The organism is Ramlibacter sp. GCM10027632 (genome assembly GCF_042675325.1).
Lineage (GTDB): Bacteria > Pseudomonadota > Gammaproteobacteria > Burkholderiales > Burkholderiaceae_C > Ramlibacter.
This window is the reverse complement of record NZ_JBHTGW010000003.1, coordinates 243,611-264,852: the sequence shown is the minus strand read 5'-3', so window position 1 is coordinate 264,852 and position 21,242 is coordinate 243,611. Positions and strand designations below refer to the sequence as shown.

20 protein-coding genes and 1 tRNA gene are annotated in these 21,242 nt (G+C 71.4%); 10 read left to right on the top strand and 11 right to left on the bottom strand.

Features of this window, described 5'->3' with window-relative positions:
* Positions 1-9: 9 nt before the first annotated feature.
* Positions 10-987, top strand: coding sequence for a hypothetical protein (locus ACFQZY_RS07210; RefSeq protein WP_377414436.1), 978 nt, complete (start codon positions 10-12; stop codon positions 985-987).
* A gap of 21 nt (positions 988-1,008) precedes the next feature.
* Here ACFQZY_RS07210 and ACFQZY_RS07205 read toward each other — a convergent pair whose 3' ends face one another.
* The 5 genes from ACFQZY_RS07205 to galE are packed head-to-tail and all read right to left on the bottom strand — an operon-like array spanning position 1,009 to position 6,956.
* Complete coding sequence (locus ACFQZY_RS07205; protein ID WP_377414434.1) at positions 1,009-1,833, bottom strand: glycosyltransferase family 2 protein; 825 nt, start codon at positions 1,831-1,833, stop codon at positions 1,009-1,011.
* On the bottom strand, positions 1,830-3,092 hold the full coding sequence (locus tag ACFQZY_RS07200; protein ID WP_377414432.1) for an O-antigen ligase family protein: 1,263 nt from the start codon (positions 3,090-3,092) through the stop codon (positions 1,830-1,832). The genes ACFQZY_RS07205 and ACFQZY_RS07200 overlap by 4 nt, the downstream gene beginning before the upstream one ends.
* Positions 3,089-4,186, bottom strand: coding sequence for a glycosyltransferase family 9 protein (locus ACFQZY_RS07195; RefSeq protein ID WP_377414430.1), 1,098 nt, complete (start codon positions 4,184-4,186; stop codon positions 3,089-3,091). The genes ACFQZY_RS07200 and ACFQZY_RS07195 overlap by 4 nt, the downstream gene beginning before the upstream one ends.
* Entirely contained in the window at positions 4,183-5,958 is a 1,776-nt protein-coding gene (gene msbA, locus ACFQZY_RS07190; RefSeq protein ID WP_377414428.1) for a lipid A export permease/ATP-binding protein MsbA, read from the bottom strand. The genes ACFQZY_RS07195 and msbA overlap by 4 nt, the downstream gene beginning before the upstream one ends.
* Entirely contained in the window at positions 5,955-6,956 is a 1,002-nt protein-coding gene (gene galE, locus ACFQZY_RS07185) for a UDP-glucose 4-epimerase GalE (protein WP_377414426.1), read from the bottom strand. Before galE ends, msbA begins: the two co-directional genes overlap by 4 nt.
* Positions 6,957-7,038: 82 nt before the next feature.
* Between galE and ACFQZY_RS07180 the strand changes: the two genes are divergently transcribed.
* From ACFQZY_RS07180 to ACFQZY_RS07150, 7 genes are all read left to right on the top strand, one after another.
* On the top strand, positions 7,039-7,803 hold the full coding sequence (locus ACFQZY_RS07180; RefSeq protein ID WP_377414424.1) for a glycosyltransferase family 2 protein: 765 nt from the start codon (positions 7,039-7,041) through the stop codon (positions 7,801-7,803).
* Complete coding sequence (locus ACFQZY_RS07175; RefSeq protein ID WP_377414422.1) at positions 7,800-8,675, top strand: glycosyltransferase; 876 nt, start codon at positions 7,800-7,802, stop codon at positions 8,673-8,675. Before ACFQZY_RS07180 ends, ACFQZY_RS07175 begins: the two co-directional genes overlap by 4 nt.
* Entirely contained in the window at positions 8,672-9,967 is a 1,296-nt protein-coding gene (gene tolB, locus ACFQZY_RS07170; RefSeq protein ID WP_377414420.1) for a Tol-Pal system beta propeller repeat protein TolB, read from the top strand. The genes ACFQZY_RS07175 and tolB overlap by 4 nt, the downstream gene beginning before the upstream one ends.
* Positions 9,968-10,039: 72 nt before the next feature.
* Complete coding sequence (gene pal, locus ACFQZY_RS07165; RefSeq protein ID WP_377414417.1) at positions 10,040-10,600, top strand: peptidoglycan-associated lipoprotein Pal; 561 nt, start codon at positions 10,040-10,042, stop codon at positions 10,598-10,600.
* Positions 10,600-11,382 (top strand): tol-pal system protein YbgF, encoded by a 783-nt coding sequence (ybgF, locus tag ACFQZY_RS07160; RefSeq protein WP_377414414.1) that lies wholly within the window; start codon positions 10,600-10,602, stop codon positions 11,380-11,382. The genes pal and ybgF overlap by 1 nt, the downstream gene beginning before the upstream one ends.
* Positions 11,383-11,401: 19 nt before the next feature.
* Positions 11,402-12,193: a ThiF family adenylyltransferase gene (locus ACFQZY_RS07155; RefSeq protein WP_377414411.1), complete on the top strand. Its 792-nt coding sequence runs from the start codon at positions 11,402-11,404 to the stop codon at positions 12,191-12,193.
* Positions 12,194-12,258: 65 nt separating this feature from the next.
* Positions 12,259-12,334 (top strand) — tRNA-Lys (locus ACFQZY_RS07150).
* 56 nt (positions 12,335-12,390) lie between these two features.
* Here ACFQZY_RS07150 and ACFQZY_RS07145 read toward each other — a convergent pair.
* Positions 12,391-13,221: a class I SAM-dependent methyltransferase gene (locus tag ACFQZY_RS07145; protein ID WP_377414408.1), complete on the bottom strand. Its 831-nt coding sequence runs from the start codon at positions 13,219-13,221 to the stop codon at positions 12,391-12,393.
* Between the two features lie 159 nt (positions 13,222-13,380).
* Between ACFQZY_RS07145 and ACFQZY_RS07140 the strand changes: the two genes are divergently transcribed.
* Positions 13,381-13,764, top strand: a complete 384-nt coding sequence (locus ACFQZY_RS07140) for a hypothetical protein (protein WP_377414406.1) — start codon at positions 13,381-13,383, stop codon at positions 13,762-13,764.
* Between the two features lie 143 nt (positions 13,765-13,907).
* Here ACFQZY_RS07140 and ACFQZY_RS07135 read toward each other — a convergent pair whose 3' ends face one another.
* Positions 13,908-15,266, bottom strand: coding sequence for an MBL fold metallo-hydrolase RNA specificity domain-containing protein (locus tag ACFQZY_RS07135; protein WP_377414403.1), 1,359 nt, complete (start codon positions 15,264-15,266; stop codon positions 13,908-13,910).
* Between the two features lie 269 nt (positions 15,267-15,535).
* Between ACFQZY_RS07135 and ACFQZY_RS07130 the strand changes: the two genes are divergently transcribed.
* Positions 15,536-16,063 (top strand): porin family protein, encoded by a 528-nt coding sequence (locus ACFQZY_RS07130; RefSeq protein WP_377414401.1) that lies wholly within the window; start codon positions 15,536-15,538, stop codon positions 16,061-16,063.
* A gap of 47 nt (positions 16,064-16,110) precedes the next feature.
* Here ACFQZY_RS07130 and ACFQZY_RS07125 read toward each other — a convergent pair whose 3' ends face one another.
* Genes ACFQZY_RS07125 through ACFQZY_RS07110 form a run of 4 tightly spaced genes read right to left on the bottom strand, consistent with a single transcriptional unit; the run spans position 16,111 to position 21,232 of the window.
* The gene (locus tag ACFQZY_RS07125; RefSeq protein ID WP_377414399.1) at positions 16,111-18,060 is read right to left on the bottom strand and encodes an ABC-F family ATP-binding cassette domain-containing protein; all 1,950 of its coding nucleotides are present in this window, start codon (positions 18,058-18,060) and stop codon (positions 16,111-16,113) included.
* The gene (prmB, locus tag ACFQZY_RS07120; protein WP_377414397.1) at positions 18,057-18,920 is read right to left on the bottom strand and encodes a 50S ribosomal protein L3 N(5)-glutamine methyltransferase; all 864 of its coding nucleotides are present in this window, start codon (positions 18,918-18,920) and stop codon (positions 18,057-18,059) included. Before prmB ends, ACFQZY_RS07125 begins: the two co-directional genes overlap by 4 nt.
* A gap of 2 nt (positions 18,921-18,922) precedes the next feature.
* The gene (gene dapE / locus ACFQZY_RS07115; RefSeq protein ID WP_377414394.1) at positions 18,923-20,071 is read right to left on the bottom strand and encodes a succinyl-diaminopimelate desuccinylase; all 1,149 of its coding nucleotides are present in this window, start codon (positions 20,069-20,071) and stop codon (positions 18,923-18,925) included.
* A 15-nt stretch (positions 20,072-20,086) separates the two neighbouring features.
* The gene (locus tag ACFQZY_RS07110; RefSeq protein ID WP_377414392.1) at positions 20,087-21,232 is read right to left on the bottom strand and encodes a PilT/PilU family type 4a pilus ATPase; all 1,146 of its coding nucleotides are present in this window, start codon (positions 21,230-21,232) and stop codon (positions 20,087-20,089) included.
* Positions 21,233-21,242: the final 10 nt, after the last annotated feature.

The window sequence follows — 21,242 nt, the reverse complement described above, 5'->3', positions numbered from 1 at the left end:
GGACCCGCCTTGCCGCAATTCAAGAAGATCTTCGTCGCCGCCCCCGGCAACACCGTCACCGGCGGCCCCGAGCTGCTGCACCAGCTGGTGCACGAGCTGCGCGGGCTGGGGCAGCAGGCCTTCATCTGCTACACGCCGTTCGAGAAAAGCTTCGAGTGCCCCGCGCCGTACCGGATCTACGACGCGCCCCAGGCCGCCTTCGAGGACGCGCCCGGCAACCTCCTGGTCGTGCCCGAGGTCTCGCCCGGCCTGGCCTGCTCGGTGAAGCAGGCGCGCGCCGCGATGTGGTGGCTGGCGGTGGACGGCTTCCTCGTGCACTCCGGCGAGTCCGCGCTCAAGGACCGCTGGCGCAACCTGCGCTACAAGCTCACCGGCCGCCGCCCCTGGACGATGCGCCCGCTGCGCCCGCTCCTGCACTTCGCGCAGTCGCAGTACGCGGTGGAGTTCCTGCGCGGGCACGGCATCGAGGCCGCGCCGCTGTCGGACTACCTGAACATCGCCCATGACGTGGCCGGCGAGGCCCAGGGCGAGGCGCCGCCGCGCGAGGCCCAGGTGGCCTACAACCCTAAGAAGGGCAAGGCGGTGACCGCGGCCCTGATGGCGGCCTGGCCCGGCATCCGCTTCGTGCCGATCGCCAACCTCACGCCCGCCGGCGTGGTGGACCTGCTGCGGCGCTCGGCGCTGTACATCGACTTCGGCCACCACCCGGGCAAGGACCGCCTGCCGCGCGAGGCCGCCATGGCGGGCTGCTGCGTCATCACCGGGCGGCGCGGCTCGGCGGCCAACCCGGTGGATATCCCGATCCCGCAGAAATACAAGCTCGACGAGCGTGCGCCCGGCTTCGTGCAGGCCTTCGGCGAGGTGGCGCGCGCGGTGCTGGCCGCACCGCAGGCTCATGCGCCGGATTTCGATGCGTACCGCGCGACGATCCGCCGCGAGCGCGAGGTGTTCGCGCAGCAGGTACGCGACGTCTTCACCCGCGACTGACGCGGGCGGCGCCCCGGCGCGTCAGCGCCAGACGAACTGGCCGTCCACCCGCTCGCCCTGCAGCGTCATGCCGAACTCGGCGAGTTCGGCCTCGCGCCAGGCGCGCTGGCGCTGCTTCAGGCGCAGCTTGTCCAGCTTGCGCTCGAGGAAGGACTTCCCCAGCAGCCGGTAGGTGGTGCGCGCGCTCAGGCCCTGCTTCTCCTTGAGCCCGCGTTCGCGCTTGAGGGCGCTGAGGGTGATGGAGCCGTAGTGGTGCAGCCAGGAGGAGCCGACGACGCCGGTCTGTATGCCGGCCTTGTCCAGCTCATGGAAGAACAGCGTGTCCTCGAAGCCCCACAGCGAGGGGGTGGCGCGGAAATAACCGATGCGCTCCCACACCGACTCGTGCACCACCAGGCACACCGCGTGGCGGGCGCCGCGGCGCACCACATGGCCCATGCGGCGCCGGGCGTCGGCGGCGAAGGCGTCGAGGTCGTAGTCGAGCGGGCCCTCGACCATGCCGGGCGAGACCACGTCGAGGCGGTGCTCGCGGGCGCTGGCGATGAGGTGGTCCAGCCAGCCGGCGGTGACGACCACGTCGTTGTTCATCACCACGCTCCACTCGGCCTGCTGCGCCAGCACGCCCTGGTTCCAGGCCACGCCGCAGCCCAGATTCTTGCGGTTGAGGATGATGTTGCCCAGGGGCAGGGTCTGCAGGTACTCGCGCGTGCTGTCGGTGGAGCCGTTGTCGACCACCGCGGCATGGCGCAGGTCGAAGCCGTGGCGCACCAGGCTGTCCACGCACTGGCGGGTGTAGTCGACCTGGTTGTAGCAGGCGAAGGTGATGCTGGCGTTGGGCTGGGTCACGGTTGTCGGGGTTGCAGGGCGATGGCGCCGAAGGCCGCGACCATCGTCCCGTAGAAGGTGGACAGGTAGACGAGGTTGGACACTTCGGAGGTGAAGCTGGCGGTGAGGTAGCCGCCCACCACCACCAGCCCCAAGTATCCCGCAGTGCGGGCCGGGCCTTCGCCGGCAAGCGCCGCGCGCGCGAACAGGGCCAGCGGCACGAGGTACAGCGCGGCCCGCGCGAGCAGGCCCAGCACGCCCATGCGCATCATGTGCTGCAGCCACTCGTTGTGGGTGCCGCTGTGGATGAAGGTCGCGCGCATCAGGTCGGTCCACAGCGCGGCGGTGGCGGGCAGCGCCTCGGGTGTCGGCAGGGTGGTGAAGCCCCAGCCGGCCCATGGGTGCTCGAGGAAGGCGGCCCAGGCCACCTGGAACAGCGAGAGGCGGATGCCGATGGAGGTGTCCGGGTTGGCGCCGGCGAGGTAGGCGGGGATCTCGGTGGCCACCAGGTCGACGCGGGTGCGGACCACGGGCGAGAGGGCGTACAGGGCCAGCGCCGCCAGCGCCAGCGCGCCCAGGGCCAGCGCCAGGTGCAGCGGCCGGCGCAGCCGCCCGGTGCTGGCCAGCCAGAGCAGGGCGAGCAGGGGCAACATGAGCCAGCCGGTGCGCGAGCCGGTGGCCAGGGCGATGCCCAGGCCGGCGAGCCAGCCGGCCAGCTTGAGGGCGCGCAGGGCCGCGGTGTCGTCCGCGCGGACCAGGAACAGCGAGAGGAAGCCGACCAGGGCCGCATGCTGCGCCAGCATCAGCGGGTCCATGAAGTAGCTGGCGACGCGGTCGCCCCAGTGGAAGCGGGCCGCGCCCGGCGCCAGCAGCAGCGCCGCGCACAGGAGCAGTGACAGCGGCACGGCCACGCCAGCCGCGCGCAGCCAGTCGACCCGGCGCTGGTGCAGGTACACCAGCAGCGCGCCGCCCAGGGCCACGCGCAGGGGCGGGTCCAGGTGGCGCGGCGCGAACTCGCCGTGCAGCGCCTGCGCCAGGGCCGTGAGCGCCAGCGGCGCGCACAGGGCGGCCACCGCCAGGGCCAGGGGACGGTGCGCCCCCAGGGCGCGCCAGCCGCCGGCGGCGGTGACGCGCCACACCGCCACCAGGCCCAGCAGGGTGCCGCCGGCATTGAGCCAGCCGCGCAGCACGAAGTAGGGCGCGACGACCGCGCCGAGCGCGAGGGCCAGCACGCCACCGGCGTCCTCGATCCAGCGCGGGCGGGCGAGGGCGGGGATCACGGCTGCTTCGGGTCCGCGACGGGGCGCACGATCTGCGCCAGGACGGTTTCGACCACCAGGGCGGGCGGGATCGACTGCAGGCAGTCGCTGCGGCTGTCCCGGTGGTCCTCGCAGCCGGCGCGGCCGCAGGGCACGCAGTCCTGCGGGCCCTGCAGGAGCGCCACGTTGCCCGCGACCTGGCGGCGGGCCGAGCGCTCGAACAGCTCGCGCGCGGCGGCCTTGGCGGGCCAGGGGGCCCAGCGCAGCGGGTTGGTCGGGCCGAACAGGGCCACCGTGGGCGTGCCCGTGGCGGCGGCCAGGTGGGAGACCGAGGTGTCCGGGCCGACGTAAACAGCCGCGCCCTCGAGCAGGGTGCGCAGCTGCCGGAAATCGAGCCAGCCCGAGGCATCGACCAGCGCCGGCGGCTCGGCCAGCGCCCGCAGGGGTTCGATGCAGGCCTGGTCACGCTGGCCGGCGCTGCCGGTGAGCACGACCTGGATGTCCCGGGCCAGCAGGGCGCGCACCACCTCGGCGTAGTGCGCCAGCGGCCACTGCTTGTACTCCCACATCGAGGGCGCATGCAGGGCCACGTAGCCGGGGCGCAGGCGGGCCGCGAGTTCGGCCGGCAGGGGGGCGGCGGCCGGCGGCACCACCTGGGGCACGCGCGGCGGGCCGGCGAGCCAGGGGTCGAGCAGGGCGAGCTTTTCGACGGTGACATGCACCGCGCCGCGGTCGCCGGCGATGGTCACCGCATGGTCCAGGAGCGCGCGCTTCCACCAGTTGCTGCCGCCGGCCTCGGGCAGCAGGCCGCTGCGGGTGCGCGCGGCCAGCCAGCCCAGGGCATGGGCGCGGTCGCCGGGCTGGGTGACCAGGGCCAGGTCGTAGCGGCGCCACAGCTGGCGCGCCAGGCGCCAGAAACCGCCCCAGCCGAGGCGGGCCGGTGTCTCGATGCAGGCATCGATGTCGGGGTTGCCGGCGAGCATGCCCAGGGTGCCCTGGAAGCCGAGCATCTCGATGCGGGCCTCGGGCCAGCGCCGGCGCGCGGCGCGCACCAGGGGGGTGGTCAGGAGCACGTCGCCGATCTGGCGGGTGGCGATGACCAGGATGCGCTTCATGCGGCGGCTGCGGCGCCCGTCGCCCCGGTGGCTGCGGCGGCGCCCAGTTGCAGCGCGTGCAGGCGGGCATACAGGCCGCCGCGGGCCAGCAGCTCGGCGTGCGAACCGCTCTCGGCGACGCGGCCCTCCTCGAGCACCACCACGCGGTCGGCATGCTCGATGGTGGAGAGCCGGTGGGCGATGATGACCGTGGTGCGGCCGGCCATGAGGCGGTTCAGGGCCTCCTGCACCAGGCGCTCGGACTCGGCGTCCAGCGCCGAGGTGGCCTCGTCGAGGATCAGGATGGGGGCGTCCTTGTACAGCGCGCGGGCGATCGCCAGGCGCTGGCGCTGGCCGCCCGAGAGCTCGGTGGCGTTGTGGCCGGTGACGGTGTCCAGGCCCTGCGGCAGGCTGCGCACCAGGTCGCCGAGGTTGGCCGCCTCCATGCAGCGCAGCACGCGGTCCCGGTCGGGCGTGTCCTCGAGGGCGACGTTGCGCGCCAGGGTGTCGTTGAACATGACCACGTCCTGGCTCACCAGGGCGAACTGCGCGCGCAGGGCGTCCAGGCGCCACTGCGCCAGCTCCACGCCGTCGAGCGCGATGCGGCCGGCATCGGGCAGCACGAAGCGGGGCAGCAGGTTGGCCAGGGTGGTCTTGCCCGAGCCCGAGGGGCCGACCAGGGCCACCACCTGGCCGGGGGCGATCTCCAGGTCCAGGCGGTCCAGGGCGGGGCGGGCGTCGTCACGGTACTGCACGGTCACGCCCTGCAGCGTGATGCGGCCCTCGGCGTGGCCCGCCGGGGCATGCGTGCCGCCGGACTCGGCCGGGATCTGCTCGACGAGGTCGATGCCGCGCTGCACCGCTGCCAGGCCGCGCGAGATCGGGCTGGCCGCCTCGGACAGGCGCTTGATGGGTGCGATCAGCATCAGGACCGCGGTGATGAAGGAGGCGAAGGTGCCGACGGTGATGCCGTCCTGCGACTGCCACAGCGCGATGCAGATCACCACCGACAGCGCCATCGCCGCCAGCATGTGCGTGAGCGGGGTGATGGCCGCCGAGGCCGCGGCGGACTTCAGGGCGAGGCGGCGCAGCACGCCGCTGAGGTCGGAAAAGCGGCGGGCCTGGCCGGGCTGCGCGCCGTGCAGGCGCACCACGCGCGCGGCCAGCACGTTCTCCTCGACCACGTAGGCCAGGTCGTTGGTGGCGGTCTGCGTGCTGCGGGCCAGGCGGTAGAGGCGGCGCGAGATGGTGCGCATGATCCAGCCCACGCCCGGCACCACGAGGAACACCACCAGCGTGAGCTGCCAGTTCAGGTACAGCAGGTACCCCATGAGCGCCAGCAGCGCCAGGCTGTCCTTGAGCAGGCCGATGACCGAGTTGACCAGCAGCGTGGCGCCGTTCTGGACCTCGAAGACCACGGTGTTGGACAGCGAGGTCGCGCTCTCCTCGCCGAACAGGGCCAGGCGCGCGTCGAGCACGCGGGCGAACATCGCCTTGCGCAGGGCGAGCAGGCCGTCCTGCGTGATGCGGGCCAGGGCGAGGTCGGCCAGGAAGCCGGCGCTGCCCCGCAGCGCGAACAGCAGCAGCAGGGCGGCCGGCACCATCCACAACGGGATGCCGTCGCCCTGGAAGCCCTTGTCCAGCAGCGGCTTGAGCAGGGCGGGCACCAGCGGCTCGGTGGCCGAGGTGGCCATCGTGGCCAGGGCCGCCACGACCCAGTAGCGGCGGGTGTTGCCGAAGTAGGGCGCCAGCCAGCGGACGGCGGACAGGTCGATGCCGAGAAAGCGGCTCACGCGGCGCGGGGGGCCCGGGCGAGCCGCTGTTCCCACTGCCAGGCGTGGGTGATGAGGGTGTCGAGGTCGCCGTACTGCGGCTGCCAGCCCAGCTCGGCGCGGGCACGCGCGGCGTCGGCCACCAGCGAGGGCGGGTCGCCGGCGCGCGGCGGGTCGTCGCGCAGCGGGATCGGGTGGCCGGTCACGCGGCGCGCGGCCTCGATGACCTGGTTGACCGAGTGGCCCAGGCCGTTGCCCAGGTTGTAGGCGGTGGTGGCGCCGCCAGCCTCCAGGTGCCGCAGCGCCAGGAGGTGGGCCATGCACAGGTCCTGCACGTGCACGTAGTCGCGGATGCAGGAGCCGTCGGGCGTGGCGTGGGTCGAGCCGTAGCGGGCGATCTCGGCGCGGCGGCCGGAGGCGACCTGCAGCACCAGCGGGATCAGGTGGGTCTCGGGGTCGTGGCGCTCGCCGAGGCTGCCGTCGGGGTGCGCGCCCGCCGCGTTGAAGTAGCGCAGCGTCACGGAGCGCAGGCCGTGGGCGGCGTCGTAGTCCTGCAGCAGGTGCTCCACGGCCAGCTTGCTGTGGCCATAGGGGTTGATCGGGTGGGTCGGGTGCGACTCGGGGATCGGCACCTGCACCGGGTTGCCGTAGACGGCGGCGGTGGAGGAGAAGATGAAGCGGCGGATCCCGTGGCCCCGCATCGCGTCGAGGAGCGAGAGGGTCTGCACCAGGTTGTTGCGCCAGTACTTGCCCGGCATCTGCACCGACTCGCCCACCAGGCTGGAGGCGGCGAAGTGCATCACGCAGGACGGCTTGAACTCATGGAACACGCTGGCCATGAAGTCGCGGTCGCCGATCTCGCCCACGCGCAGCGGTGCGCCCTGCACGGCATCGGCGTGCCCGGTGGCGAGGTTGTCCACGACCACCGGCTGCAAGCCGTGGTCCCGCAGCATGCGGACCATGTGCGAGCCGATGTAGCCGGCGCCGCCGGCCACGAGGACAGAGGACTCAGAGGGCATGGATGGGGGGTGCAATAATCGAACGACCGATCAAACCGGGAATTATGACGCGGTGCTCCCGGCCGCCGGCTTCCCTAGCTAAATGAAACGTCTGTCGATCATCATCGTGGCCAAGAACGAGGCCGGCAACATCGTGGACTGCGTCCGGTCCGCGCGTTTCGCGGACGAGGTGATCGTGCTGGACTCCGGCAGCACCGACCAGACCGCCGCCCTGGCCGAGGCCGAGGGCGCCCGGGTCGTCGTGACCGACTGGCCGGGGTACGGCCCGCAGAACAACCGGGGGATCGACCTGGCCACCGGCGACTGGTTCTTCTCCCTCGACGCCGACGAGCGCATCACCCCCGAGCTGGCCCGCGAGATCCGCGCGGCCATCGAGCGCGACGACTGCGACGGCTTCCGCGTGCCGCGCATCTCCATGTACTGCGGCCGCTTCATGTACCACGGCGGCTGGCGCCCCGACTACACCTGGCGCCTGGCGCGCGCCGGCCAGGCGCGGTTCACCGAGCACTACCTGCACGCCCACCTCGAGGTGAAGGGCCGCAAGGGCACGCTGCGCGAGTCCATCGTGCACTACAGCTTCCGCACCATGGAGTCGGTGATGGAAAAGACCAACCGCTATTCGTCCGCGGGCGCCCGCGACATGGCGGAACGGGGCCGCAGCGGCTCCCTGGGCAGCGCCGTCGCGCACGGCCTGTGGGCCTTCATCCGCACCTACTTCCTGCGCCTGGGGTTCCTGGACGGGCGCTGGGGCTTCATGCTCGCCGTGTCCAACGCGGAAGGCACCTACTACCGCTACCTCAAGCTCTGGTTGATGACGCAGGTCGCCGAGGACGCCCCGGGCCGATGAGGACCGGCTTCGTCATCGTCACCTACAACCGCAGCGATGCGCTGCTCGCCGTGCTGCGCGCGCTGGCGCCGCAGTGCCAGGCGGGCGACGTGATCGTGGTGGCCGACGACGGCTCGCGCCCCGAGCACGTGCGGGCGGTGGCCGAGGGGGCGCCGGCCGCGGCCTGCCCCGTGCTGCACCTGTGGCACCCCGACCAGGGCTTCACCGCGGGACGCGCCCGCAACCTCGGCGCCCTGGCCGCGCGCGAGGCCGGCGCCGACTACATCGTGTTCATGGACGGCGACTGCGTGCCGCATGCGGGCTTCGCCGCCATGCACCGGGCGCTCGCGCAGCCGGGCGCCTTCGTCAATGGCAGCCGCGTCCTCCTGAGCGAGCGCCTGACCGCGCGCGTGCTGGCCGGCGAGCTGGACCTCACCACGCTGGGCCTGGTGCAGTCGCTCAGGCTGCGGCTGGCGGGCGACCTGAACAAGCTGGCCCACCTGGTGCAGTGGCCCGGGCTGGCCGGCCGCCGCGAGCGCAGCTTCCGCTGGCGGGGCATTCGCAGCTGCAACTTCGGCCTGTGGTGGGACGACCTGGCGGCTGTCAACGGCTTTGATGAAACATTCAGCGGCTGGGGCCACGAGGACGCCGACCTCGTCCTGCGGCTGCACAATCAGGGGCTGGTCCGCAAGAACGGTCACCTGGCCACCGAGGTCTTCCACCTGTGGCACCGCGAGGCCAGCCGCCAGCACGAAGCCGCCAACCGCGCCCGGGTGCAGGCCCGCATGCTCGAAGGCACGCGCCGCGCTGCGGTGGGCCTGGAGCAGGCGCGCGGCGCCGGCGAGGTGAAGGTGACCCCACTGGCGCCCCTGCAAGGAGAACGACGCACATGAATTCCCTGGGAGATTGGTCCCGCCGCCGCGCCCTGGGCGCCACCGGCGCCCTCGGGCTGCTGGCCGCCGCGCCGGCCCTCGCGCAGTTCCGCGTGGAGGTCTCGGGCGTGGGCCTGACGCAGCTGCCCATCGCCGTCGCGCCGCTGCGCGGCGAGGGTGACGCGCCGCAGAAGATCTCGGCCATCGTGATGGCCGACCTCGAACGCAGCGGCCGCTTCCGCAGCATCGACAGCGCCGGCCTCGCGCTCGACGAAACCTCCCGGCCCGACGTCGCCCCGCTGCGCCAGCGCGGCGCCGACGCCCTGGCCGCCGGCAGCGTCACCCGCCTGGCCGATGGCCGCTACGACGTGCGCTTCCGACTGTGGGACGTGGTCAAGGGCGCCGACCTCGGCGGCCAGAGCTACGCCGTCACCGCCGGCGACCTGCGCCTGGCGGCCCACCGCATCGCCGACTTCATCTACGAGAAGCTCACCGGCGAGCGCGGCGTGTTCTCCACCCGCATCGCCTACGTCACCAAGGCCGGCAACCGCTACAACCTGTGGGTGGCCGACGCCGACGGCGAGAACGCCCAGTCGGCCCTGGCCAGCCCCGAGCCGATCATCTCCCCGGCCTGGTCCGCCAGCGGCACCCAGCTGGCCTACGTGTCCTTCGAATCGCGCAAGCCGGTGGTCTACGTGCACGACGTCGCCACCGGCCGCCGCCGCCTGCTCGCCAACTTCCGCGGCTCCAACAGCGCGCCGGCCTGGGCGCCCGATGGCCGCAGCCTCGTCGTCACCCTCAGCTACGAGGGCGGTTCGCAGCTGTACGCGATCGACGCCAACGGCGGCGAGCCGCGCCGGCTGATGCAGTCCGGCGGCATCGACACCGAGCCGGTGTTCTCCGCCGACGGCCGCAGCATCTACTTCGTCAGCGACCGCGGCGGGGCGCCCCAGGTGTACCGCGTGGCCTCCAGCGGCGGCTCGGCCGAGCGGGTGACCTTTTCCGGGAGTTACAACATCTCCCCCGCCATCAGCCCCGACGGCCGCTGGCTGGCCTACATCACCCGCAATGGCGGCGGCAGCTTCAAGCTGCAGGTGATGGAGCTGGCCACCGGCACCGTCACCAGCCTGACCGACACCACCGCCGACGAGAGCCCCAGCTTCTCGCCCAATGGCAAGCTGATCGTCTATGCCACCCGCCAGGGCGGGCGCGAGGCGCTCATGACCACCACGCTCGATGGCAAGATCAAGGCCAGGCTGGCGGGGCAGGGCGGCGACATCCGCGAACCCGACTGGGGGCCGTTCGGGCGCTGAGCGGCCCGGCCCCACCGTCACCCCCGACCCGATTCCGATTCGATTGACCAAGCAGTAGCAGGAGACCCCAGAATGCACAAGCACCTCACCCGCCTCGTCCTGGCCACGGCCGTTGCCGCCTTCCTGGCAGGCTGCTCCTCCAGCGTGAAGCTGGACGAGAACGTCCCGGTCGAGGACCGCAGTGGCAAGGCGGCGGGCACCGGTACCGGCGCCGGCGCGGGCGGCGCCAACCCCAACGCCACGCAGAGCCGCGTCGCCCCGGTGAACGCGATCGACCCGGCCAGCCAGGCGGCCGGCCCGGTGGGCGTGGCCCGCATCGTCTACTTCGATTACGACAGCTACGTCATCAAGCCCGAGTTCCAGTCGCTGATCGAAGGCCACGCGCGCTACCTCAAGGCCAACGCCGCGCGCCGCATCTCCATCGAGGGCCACACCGACGAGCGCGGCGGCCGCGAGTACAACCTGGCCCTGGGCCAGCGCCGCGCCGAAGCCGTGCGCCGCTCGCTGGGCCTGCTCGGCGTGGCCGACAACCAGGTCGAGGCCGTGAGCTTCGGCAAGGAGAAGCCGGCGGTGCAGGGCAGTGACGAGGCGGCCTGGTCGAAGAACCGCCGCGCCGAGATCACGTACCGCTGATGCGCGCCGTCACCCGCTCCCTGATGTCCGCCTGCGCGCTGGCGGCGGCCGCCTTGGCGGCCCAGCCCGCGCATGCGCTGTTCGAGGACGACGAGGCCCGCCGCGCCATCCTCGACCTGCGCCAGCGGGTGGAGGCCCAGCGCCAGGTCATCGAGCGCCAGGCCGAGGACCTGCGCAAGTCCGGCGACGACGCCAGCCAGCTGCGTCGCAGCCTGCTGGACCTGCAGACGCAGATCGATTCGCTGCGCGGCGAGCTGGCGCGCCTGCGCGGGCAGGACGAGCAGTTCGCCCGCGAGATCGCCGAGCTGCAGCGCCGCCAGAAGGACGTGGCCCAGGGCGTGGAGGAGCGCCTGCGCAAGTTCGAGCCGGTCAAGGTCACGGTCGATGGCCGCGAGTTCATGGCCGACCCCGCCGAGCAGCGTGACTACGAGGCCGCCCTCGGCGTGTTCCGCAAGGGTGACTTCGCCGCGGCGCTGGTCTCATTTGGCGATTTCACCCGCCGCTACGCCACGTCCGGCTACCGGGCCTCGGCGCTGTTCTGGCTGGGGAATGCGCAGTACGCGACGCGCGACCTGCGCGGCGCGATCGGCACCTTCCGCGCGATGCTGCAGGAGGCGCCGGACCATGCGCGTGCGCCCGAGGCCGTGCTGTCCATCGCCAACTGCCAGATCGAGCTGAAGGACACCAAGGCGGCTCGCGTGACGCTGACCGACCTGACCAAGGCCTACCCGCAGTCCGAGGCCGCCGCCGCTGCGCGCGAGCGCCTGGCCAAGCTGAAGTGACGCGGGACGCCTCGATCCCGTGACCGCACTCGACCTGGACGCCGACCTGCAGCGCCGCTTCGGCGGGCTCGAACGCCTGTACGGCGTGCTCGGCGCCGCGCAGATCCGCGAGGCCCATGTGGCCGTGGTCGGCATCGGCGGCGTCGGCTCCTGGGCCGCCGAGGCGCTGGCGCGCAGCGGCGTGGGGGAGCTGACCCTCATCGACCTGGACCATGTGGCCGAGTCCAACATCAACCGGCAGATCCACGCGCTCACCGCCACGGTGGGCCAGTCCAAGGTGCAGGCCATGCGCGAGCGCATCGGCCAGATTCACCCGCGCTGCACGGTGCACGGCATCGAGGAGTTCGTCGAGCCGGGCAACTGGCCGCACCTGCTGCCGCAGGGCGTCGACGCGGTGATCGATGCCTGCGACCAGGTGCGCGCCAAGGAGGCCATGGCCGACTGGGCGCTGCGCACGCGATCGCTGTTCATCAGCGTGGGCGCGGCGGGCGGCAAGCGCGAGGCGCACAAGGTCGACATCGACGACCTGGCGCGCACCACGCACGACCCGCTGCTGGCCCAGCTGCGCTACCGCCTGCGCAAGTTCCACGGCGCACCGCGCGAGGGCAAGGCGATCGGCGTGTCCTGCGTGTTCAGCCGCGAGGCGGTCGCACCGCCCGACGCCTCCTGCGCGGTCGAGGGCGATGGCTCGCTCAATTGCCACGGCTACGGCTCGGTCGTGAGCGTGACCGCCACGTTCGGCCAGTGCGCCGCGGGCTGGGTGCTCGATCGCATCGCGCGACAGGGCAGTCGTAAAAACGGAAAAAACTAGGTTATACTCATGGGCTGCGCTGCAATGATGAATTGCAGTGACACACACGGTGATCAGACCGTCGTGGGACGTTAGCTCAGTTGGTAGAGCAGCGGACTTTTAATCCGTTGGTCGCAGGTTCGAATCCTGCACGTCCTACCAAAATTTTGAAGAGCCTGTCGCGAAAGCGGCAGGCTCTTTTTATTTCCGGGCGCCGCCTACTTCCTCGCGACCACCTGCCCGAGGGCGATCCGCCCCTCCTGGAGGTTGCGTCCCTGGTTCTGCGCCATCTCCTTGAAGTCGGGCCCCAGCAGCAGGTGGAACCCGAGGGGCGGAAGGCCCTCGTTGCGGATCTTCTCGACCAGGGCCACGAACCACGTGCGCGCCGCTTCCGTCGTGTCGGACCAGTCGGTCACCGTGAAGCCGGCGTCCTCGACGAGCCGGCGCAACTCGGCCGGGGACACGAGGAAGCTGGTGTCCGGCGTGCGCGCCCACGGCACGGGATACAGCACCGGGCCGCCCGGGCCGGCCAGCACGTCGTAGATCGCCAGCGTGCCCCCCGGCTTCAGGACCCGGTGCATCTCGCGGTAAAGCCGGGGCTTGTCGGGGATGTTCATGGCCACGTGCTCGGTCCAGACGACATCGAACGCGCCATCGTCGAACGGCAGGTCGGTGGCGTCACCCTGCCGATACTCGATCCGGTCCGCGAGGCCGACCTTTTCGGTGAGCAGTGCGGCGGCGCGGCAGTATGCGTCGGTGAGGTCCAGTCCGGTCACGCTGCAGCCGAATTCCCGGGCCAGGCATCGCGAGGTGCCGCCGACGCCGCAGCCGACGTCGAGCACGCGCATCGAGGCGTCGAGCCCGGCGGCCCGCGCGAGTTCGAGCGTTGCCGCGCGGCCGCGGATATGGAACTCGTCGACCGGCGCCAGGTCCTGCGGCGTGAGGCGGCCGAGGTCCTTGCCCGCGCCTTCCAGCGCCGCCAGGATGACGCTGCCCAGGTCCGAGCGCGTGTAGTGCGCGGCGATGGATTCGTTGACGGGATTCGGCATCGGCGCACTCCTGTGCAGGTTGACCATCACCGAGGCCCGGTGAGGAACCTTCAGTCTAGGAGAGGACCCCTGCTCCCTCAAGGGCCGGGGAGCCGGAGTTGCGCATGCCCCGGGGCGCGTCTATACCTCTGGCCTGTCAACGCCCGTGAAGGAGTCCGCATGACGAACCCGGCTGCCTGGTTTCTGCGCCTTTCCGTCCTTTACCTGCTGGTCGGCGTTGGCCTTGGCCTGCACATGGCCGCCAGCCACGACCACTCGATGCACCCGGTGCATGCGCACCTGAACCTCCTGGGCTGGGTCACGATGGCCCTGTTCGGCCTGTACTACCGCCTCGTGCCCGAGGCCGGGCGCAGCGTGCTGGCCAAGGTCCATTTCTGGGTCTACGTGCCCGCGCACTTCGTGATGATGGTGATGCTGTGGACCCTGTTCACCGGCCGGCCGCAGGTCGAGCCCCTGCTGGCCGGCGCCTCCATCGTGGTGGCCCTGGGCTGCGCGGTCTTCGCGGTGGTCGTCTGGCGTTTCCCGCTGCTGCACAAAAATTAGGCGAAGTCTGGAGAGCGAGGCCTGGCGCGGCCTGCGCGGGTTTTCCACGCGGCTTTCCACAGCCTCGCCCACAGGCGCACGGGACAACTCCCCGGCCACCTTCGCGCGCCTGTGCGAGGGGCGGAGAACGCCAGGCGCGGGCCTCAGGCGAGATCCACCGTCTCCGTGTAGAACGGCATGTGGCAGTCCCACCCCAGGGTGCGCTCGATGCGCTGGCGCAGGGCGTCGGCCGCCGGCGGCTCGCCGTGCGTGATGAAGGTGGTCTTCGGGGCGCGCGAGAAGGTACCGAGCCAGGCCAGGATCTCGTCGGCGTCGGCGTGGGCCGAGAGGTGGTCGAGCTGGGCGACCTCGGCGCGCACCGGAACCTCCTCGCCGAAGATGCGCAGCGTCTTCGCCCCGCCGGCCAGGGCCGCGCCGCGCGTGCCGCCAGCCTGGAAGCCGGCCAGCAGGATGGTGTTGCGCTTGTCCGGTGCGAAGGCCTGCAGGTGGTGCACCACCCGGCCGCCGGTGGCCATGCCGCTGGCCGCGATGATCACCATCGGCCCCTTGCGCGCGTTCAGCAGGCGAGACTCCTCGGCCGACTGCACGATGTGCGCGGTGTTCTCGACCTCGGCGCACTCCTGCGCGCTGAGTCGCAGCTGCTCGTGGTGCTTGAGGTACACCTGCGTGGCGCTGGCCGCCATCGGGCTGTTCAGATAGACGGGCAGGTGGTGGATCAGGCCGCGCGACTTCAGCAGGTGGATGCAATAGAGCAGGCTCTGCGCCCGCCCCACGGCGAAGGCAGGGATCACCACCACGCCACCGCGGGCCGCGGTGCGGTTGATCACGTCGGCCAGCAGGTCCAGCGGGTCGCTGGCGAGGTGGGCGCGGTCGCCGTAGGTCGATTCGACCACGAGGTAGTCGGCCGCCTCGGGCGTGACCGGGGGCTTGAGCACCAGGTCGTGCGGGCGGCCGATGTCGCCGGAGAACAGCACCGAGCGGCGGCCGTCGTCGATGCGCACGAAGGACGAACCCGGCATGTGGCCCGAGGGCTGGAATCGCCCCTGCAGGCCCGGCGCCGGCGACCAGTCGCCGCCGTGCTTCACCGGCTTGAACTGCTTGAGGCAGCGCACCGCGTCGTCGCGCGTGTACAGGGGCAGGGCGGGCTGGTGCTTGCTGGTGCCGTGGCGGTTGTTGTACTCGGCCTCTTCCTCGAGCAGGTGGCCGCAGTCGGGCAGCAGGATGCGGCACAGGTCGTAGGTGGCGGGCGTGCAGATCACCGGGCCGCGGAAGCCGTTGCGCGCCAGCAGGGGCAGGTAGCCGGTGTGGTCGATGTGGGCGTGCGTGAGGACGACCGCGTCGATGCTCGCCGGGTCCACCGGGAAATGCGCCCAGTTGCGAAGCCGCAGCTGCTTGAAGCCCTGGAACAGGCCGCAGTCGACCAGCACGCGCGAGCCCTTGTGCTGGAGCAGGTACTTGGAGCCGGTGACGGTGTCGGTGGCGCCGAGGAACTGGAGGTGCATGTCGTGGATCCCTGTGGCGGACGGTGTCCGGTGCGCCCATAGCATAGTCGGGATGCCGGCAGGTTCCCGCTGGATCCGGGGCAACGGGCTTCAAGGTGACCACGGTCTGCATCCTCGGCGGCAGGGCGAAGGGCGGCCTCAATGGCGCGCCTTGTCACGTGCTTTCAGTCCGGACGGCGAGGGGATGGGACCAGTGGCCCGCGTCAGGTTTTGTTCATGGCCTGCTGTTCAGAATCGCCCCGCTTTTCAACATGAAAGGGAGCAAGCAATTGAACAAGTTCAGGATCATCGCCCTCGCTGCAATCACCCTGGCCGCCTCCGCGGCGCAGGCCCAGTGGTACGGGGAGGCCAACTACGCGCGATTCCGCATCAAGGAGTCGGATGTCGTCGGCGCCCTCAAGGCGAGTCCCGGCGGGCTGCTGATCACGGGTGGCTACGAGGTGCACCCGAACCTCGCGGTGGAGGCCTCGCTGGGCCTGCGCCTGGGCAGCGACGAGCTGACCGTCGATGGCCAGGGCACCGGCATCGACACCAAGCTGGACCGCCTCGTCGGCGTGTACGTGAAACCCAAGTACGCGATCTCCGACGACTTCGAGGTGTTCGCCCGCCTGGGCTACCAGAAGACCGATTTCAAGCTCTCCCTCGGCGGCGCGACCGCCACGGTCTCCGACAAGGAGCTGGCCTATGGCATCGGCGCCAGCTACCGCTTCGACAAGAACCTCTACCTGACCGGCGCCGTGATGCACCACGCCGAGAGCGTCAACGGCGTCCAGATCGGCCTGGGCTACAAGTTCTGAGCCCGGCCGGCCGTCCAGCCATGGAGCCACCTTCGGGTGGCCTTTTTTCATGCGCGCGCGGTCTCGATCCCCTCGATCTCGCCGGACAGCTCGAGCCAGCGCTCCTCGAGGGCCTCGAGCTCCTCGCCCACCGCCTTGAGGCGGCGGCCGGCGTCGGCGATCTCGGCCGGGGGCAGGGGCGTGGACAGGCGGGCCTCCAGGGCCGCCTTCTCGCCGTTCAGGACGGCCATGCGCGCCTCGGCCTTCTCCAGCTCCTTCTTCAACGGGCGCAGCTTCGTATTGAGCAGCGCGCGCTCCTTGGCCGGGTCGACGCGGGGCGCGGCGGGCACCACCGGCGCCGCCTCGGCGGCGGCGGCGCGGGCCTCCTCGCGCAGGCGGCGCGACTCCTCCAGCAGGTAGCGCTGGTAGTCGTCCAGGTCGCCGTCGAAGGGCTCGACCCTGCCGCGGCCCACCAGCCAGAACTCGTCGCAGACCGCGCGCAGCAGCGCCCGGTCGTGCGAGACCAGCATCACCGTGCCCTCGAACTCGTTGAGGGCCACCGACAGCGCCTCGCGGGTGGCCAGGTCGAGGTGGTTGGTGGGCTCGTCCAGCAGCAGCAGGTTGGGGCGCTGCCAGACCATCATGGCCAGCACCAGCCGCGCCTTCTCGCCGCCGCTCATGGTGCCCACCGTCTGCGAGACCATGTCGCCCGAGAAGTTGAAGCTGCCCAGGAAGTTGCGCAGCTCCTGCTCGCGCGCCTCGGGGCCGACCTCGCGGGCCAGGCGCACCATGTGCTCCAGCGGGTTGTCGCCGGGCTGCAGCACGTCCAGCTCCTGCTGCGCGAAGTAGCCGATGGACAGGCCCTTGCCCTCGGTGATGCGGCCCGCCAGCAGCGGGATCTCGTGGGCGATGGTCTTGACCAGGGTCGACTTGCCCTGGCCGTTGGCGCCCAGGATGCCGATGCGCTGGCCGGCCAGCACCGAGCGGTTGATGCCCCGCACGATGGTCTTGTCGCCGGCCTCGGTGCGGTAGCCGACCTCGGCGTCGGTGATCGCCAGCATCGGGTTGGGCAGGTTGGCCGGCTCCTTGAACTCGAAGGAGAAGTCGGCATCGGCCAGCACCGGCGCGATCTTCTCCATGCGCTCCAGGGCCTTGACGCGGCTTTGCGCCTGCTTGGCCTTGGTGGCCTTGGCCTTGAAGCGGTCGATGAACTTCTGCAGGTGGGCGATCTTGTCCTGCTGGCGCGAAAAGGCGGCCTGCTGCTGCTCCAGCTGCTGCGCGCGCAGGGTCTCGAAGGCGCTGTAGTTGCCGCCGTAGCGCACCAGCTTCTGGTGGTCGATGTGCAGGGTGACATCGGTCACCGCGTCGAGGAATTCGCGGTCGTGCGAAATCACGATGAGCGTGCCGGCGTACTTCTGCAGCCAGGCCTCCAGCCAGACCAGGGCGTCCAGGTCCAGGTGGTTGGTGGGCTCGTCCAGCAGCAGCAGGTCCGAGGGGCACATCAGCGCGCGGGCCAGCTGCAGGCGCATGCGCCAGCCGCCGGAGAAGCTGTTGACGGGGCGCTCCAGCTCCTCGACCTTGAAGCCCAGGCCGAGGATCAGGCTCTGGGCGCGGGGCACGGCGTCGTGTTCGCCGGCGTCGTGCAGGTCGGAGTGGGCCTGGGCGATGGCCATGCCGGCCTCGGCGTCGTCCGGGTTCGCGGCCACCGCGGCCTCGGCCCGCGCGAGGCGCTCGCGCACGGCCACCAGGCGGGTGTCACCGGCCAGCACGAAGGCGGTGGCCGGCTCGTCGGTCTCCGGCATGTGCTGGGCGACCTGGGCCATCTGCCAGTGGGCGGGCCGGCTGAAGTCGCCGGCGTCCTCGTGCAGCGTGCCGTTGAACAGGGCGAAGAGGGTGGACTTGCCGGCGCCATTGCGGCCCACCAGCCCGACCTTCTCGCCGGGGTTGAGGGTGACCGAGACCTGGTCCAGCAGCACCTTGACGCCGCGGCGCAAGGTGACGTCGCGCAGCGTGATCATGCGAGCAGGGCCTCGCGCGTGAGCAGCAGCACCTGGTCCTCGCCGGCGCTGGTGTCCAGCCACACCGCGGCCAGCCGCGGGAACGCGGCCTCGAAGTGCTCGCGCTCGTTGCCGATTTCCAGCACCAGCACGGCGCGTTCGGTCATGCGGGCGGGCGCGTCCTTCAGCAGCTGGCGGATGAAGTCCATGCCGTCGTCACCGCCGGCCAGGGCCAGCTCGGGCTCGGCGCGGTACTCGGCGGGCAGGGCGGCCATGCTGCCGGCGTTCACGTAGGGCGGGTTGCACAGGATCAGGTCATAGGCGCCGTCGACGCCGGCCAGGCCGTCCGAGTGCAGCAGGCGCACGCGGTCCTGCAGGTGGTGGCGCTCGACGTTGATGCGGGCCACGGCCAGCGCGTCGTCGGAGATGTCGGCGCCGTCCACCGCGACGTCCGGGTAGGCCATGGCCGCCAGGACGGCGAGGCTGCCGTTGCCGGTGCACAGGTCCAGCACGCGGCGGGTGTGCTCGCCCAGCCAGGAGTCGATGCTGCCGTCGGCCAGGAGCTCGGCGATGAAGGAGCGCGGCACGATGGCTCGCTCGTCCACGTAGAACGGGATGCCTTGCAGCCAGGCTTCCCTGGTGAGGTAGGCGGCGGGCTTGCGGGTGGCGATGCGCTCGGCGAAGAGGGCGTCGACCTGTTCGCGCTCGGCCCCGGTCACGGCGCGATCAGCCGCGGCGTCGAGGTCGTCCAGCGGCAGGCCCAGGCGCCACAGCACCAGCCAGGCGGCCTCGTCGAAGGCATTCGTGGTTCCGTGGCCGAAAGCCACCCCCGCGGCGGTGAGCTTCGCGGCCCCCGCCTCGATCAGTTCAATGACGGTCATGGTCAGCCCAGCGCGTTCAGTTGTTCCAGCGTGCGCCGGTAGATGTTCTTCAGCGGCTCGATGTCGGCCACGGTGACGTGCTCGTCGATCTTGTGGATGCTGGCGTTGACCGGCCCGAACTCGATCACCTGCGGGCAGATGCGCGAGATGAAGCGCCCGTCGCTGGTGCCGCCGGTGGTGGACAGCTCGGTCTCCACGCCGGTCTCGGTGCGGATCGCCTGCTGGATCGCGCCCACCAGCTCGCCCGGGGGCGTGATGAAGGGCTGGCCGCTGAGGGCCCAGGTAAGGGCGTATTCGAGCTCGTGCTGCTCCAGCACCTGGCTGACGCGCTTCTGCAGCGATTCGGCCGTGTGCTCGGGGGAGAAGCGGAAGTTGAAGTCGATCACCACCTCGCCCGGGATCACGTTGCCGGCGCCGGTGCCGCCATGGATGTTGGAGACCTGGAAGCTGGTGGGCTGGAAGAATTCGTTGCCCCGGTCCCACTCGATCGCGGTGAGCTCGGCGAGGGCGGGCAGCGCCAGGTGGATCGGGTTGCGCGCCAGCTGCGGATAGGCGATGTGGCCCTGCACGCCCTTGACGGTGAGCTTGCCGCTGAGGCTGCCGCGGCGGCCGTTCTTGATCATGTCGCCCAGCCGGTCCACCGAGGTGGGCTCGCCGACGATGCACCAGTCCAGGCGCTCGCCGCGTTCCTGGAGGCGGTCGCACACGACCACGGTGCCATCGATGCCGGGGCCTTCCTCGTCGGAGGTGATGAGGAAGGCGATGGACAGGGCCGGGTCCGGGGTGGCGGCGAGGAATTCCTCGACGGCGACGGCGAAGGCGGCGATCGAGGTCTTCATGTCCGCCGCGCCGCGGCCATAGAGCTTGCCGTGGCGGTGGTGCGGCACGAAGGGGTTGGAGTGCCACTGCTCCAGCGGGCCGGTGGGCACGACATCGGTGTGGCCGGCGAAGACCAGGGTGCGCGGCGAGCGGCCGGCGCGGCGGGCCCACAGGTTGGTCACGCGGAAGCTGTCGGGGCCGCTCTCGATGGTCTCGCAGGAGAAGCCCAGGGGCGCGAGCCGCTCCTGGAGGATGCGCTGGCAGCCGGCGTCATCGGGGGTGATCGAGCGCTGGGCGATCAGCTGCTCGACGAGGTAGACGGTCTTGTTCATGGGGCCGGTTGGCGGTCAGGACGGCTTGACGTCCAGCGTGATCTCGGTGAAGGAAGGCACGTCGTCCGGGTCCTCGGCGGGGCCGGACGGCGCAGGCGTGCTGAAGTCGTTCTGCAGGCGCCACAGCAGGTTGCTGGCCGAGTCGCAATGGGCCAGGCCCTCGGCCTGGTCGACGGCGCCGGTGGCGATGAGGCGGGCGATGTCCTGCTCGAAGGTCTGGGAGCCCTCGGCCATCGACTTCTCCATCGCCTCCTTCACCGCGGTGAAGTCGCCCGCGCCGATCAGCTCGGCGACGCGCTGGGTGTTCAGCATCACCTCCACGGCGGGCACGCGCCCGCCGGCCCGGTTTCGCAGCAGCCGCTGGCTCACCACCGCGCGCAGCGTGGCGGCGAGGTCTCCGAGCAGGATGGGGCGTACCTGCTCGGGGAAGAACGAGAGGATGCGGTGCAGGGCCTGGTAGCTGTTGTTCGCGTGCAGCGTGGCCATCACCAGGTGGCCGGACTGCGCGTAGGCGAGGGCGGCGGACATGGTGGCGGCGTCGCGGATCTCGCCGATCAGGATCACGTCGGGCGCCTGGCGCAGGCCGTTGCGCAGCGCCACCTCCAGGGACTCGGTGTCCGCGCCGACCTCGCGCTGGTTCACCACCGAGCGCTTGTGCTGGAAGATGAACTCGATCGGGTCCTCGATGGTGAGGATGTGGCCCGGCATCAGCTCGTTGCGCAGGTCCAGCATGGCCGCCAGCGTGGTGCTCTTGCCCGAGCCGGTGGAGCCGGCCATCAGGACCAGGCCGCGGCGTTCGACGACCAGGTCGGCCAGCACCGCGGGCAGGTTCAGGGTGGACAGCGCCGGGATCACCGGCGGGATGAAGCGCACCACCACCGCGCAGGTGCCGCGCTGGCGCAGCGCGGAGATGCGGAAGTTGCCCAGGCCCTCGACCGCGTGGCCCATGTTCAGCTCGCCGGTGCGGTCGAACTCCACGAGCCGGTCGTGCGGCACGATCTCGGCGAGCAGCTTGCGCGGCGCATCCGGCGGCAGCACCTGCTGGTTGATCGGCACGCACTGGCCGTGGATGCGGATCTGGGCCGGCGCGTGCGCCGTGAGGTACACGTCGGAAGCCTGCTTGTCCGCCATGAGGCGGAGGATGCGTTCCATGGTGCTCATGTCAGGCTCC

Coding starts and splice junctions, on each gene's coding strand:
- ACFQZY_RS07195 (WP_377414430.1), bottom strand. CDS start 4,186: ATGAAGCGCATCCTGGTCATCGCCACCCGCCAGATCGGCGACGTGCTC.
- galE (WP_377414426.1), bottom strand. CDS start 6,956: ATGCCCTCTGAGTCCTCTGTCCTCGTGGCCGGCGGCGCCGGCTACATC.
- ACFQZY_RS07180 (WP_377414424.1), top strand. CDS start 7,039: ATGAAACGTCTGTCGATCATCATCGTGGCCAAGAACGAGGCCGGCAAC.
- ACFQZY_RS07175 (WP_377414422.1), top strand. CDS start 7,800: ATGAGGACCGGCTTCGTCATCGTCACCTACAACCGCAGCGATGCGCTG.
- tolB (WP_377414420.1), top strand. CDS start 8,672: ATGAATTCCCTGGGAGATTGGTCCCGCCGCCGCGCCCTGGGCGCCACC.
- pal (WP_377414417.1), top strand. CDS start 10,040: ATGCACAAGCACCTCACCCGCCTCGTCCTGGCCACGGCCGTTGCCGCC.
- ybgF (WP_377414414.1), top strand. CDS start 10,600: ATGCGCGCCGTCACCCGCTCCCTGATGTCCGCCTGCGCGCTGGCGGCG.
- ACFQZY_RS07145 (WP_377414408.1), bottom strand. CDS start 13,221: ATGCCGAATCCCGTCAACGAATCCATCGCCGCGCACTACACGCGCTCG.
- ACFQZY_RS07140 (WP_377414406.1), top strand. CDS start 13,381: ATGACGAACCCGGCTGCCTGGTTTCTGCGCCTTTCCGTCCTTTACCTG.
- ACFQZY_RS07135 (WP_377414403.1), bottom strand. CDS start 15,266: ATGCACCTCCAGTTCCTCGGCGCCACCGACACCGTCACCGGCTCCAAG.
- ACFQZY_RS07125 (WP_377414399.1), bottom strand. CDS start 18,060: ATGATCACGCTGCGCGACGTCACCTTGCGCCGCGGCGTCAAGGTGCTG.
- prmB (WP_377414397.1), bottom strand. CDS start 18,920: ATGACCGTCATTGAACTGATCGAGGCGGGGGCCGCGAAGCTCACCGCC.
- dapE (WP_377414394.1), bottom strand. CDS start 20,071: ATGAACAAGACCGTCTACCTCGTCGAGCAGCTGATCGCCCAGCGCTCG.
- ACFQZY_RS07110 (WP_377414392.1), bottom strand. CDS start 21,232: ATGAGCACCATGGAACGCATCCTCCGCCTCATGGCGGACAAGCAGGCT.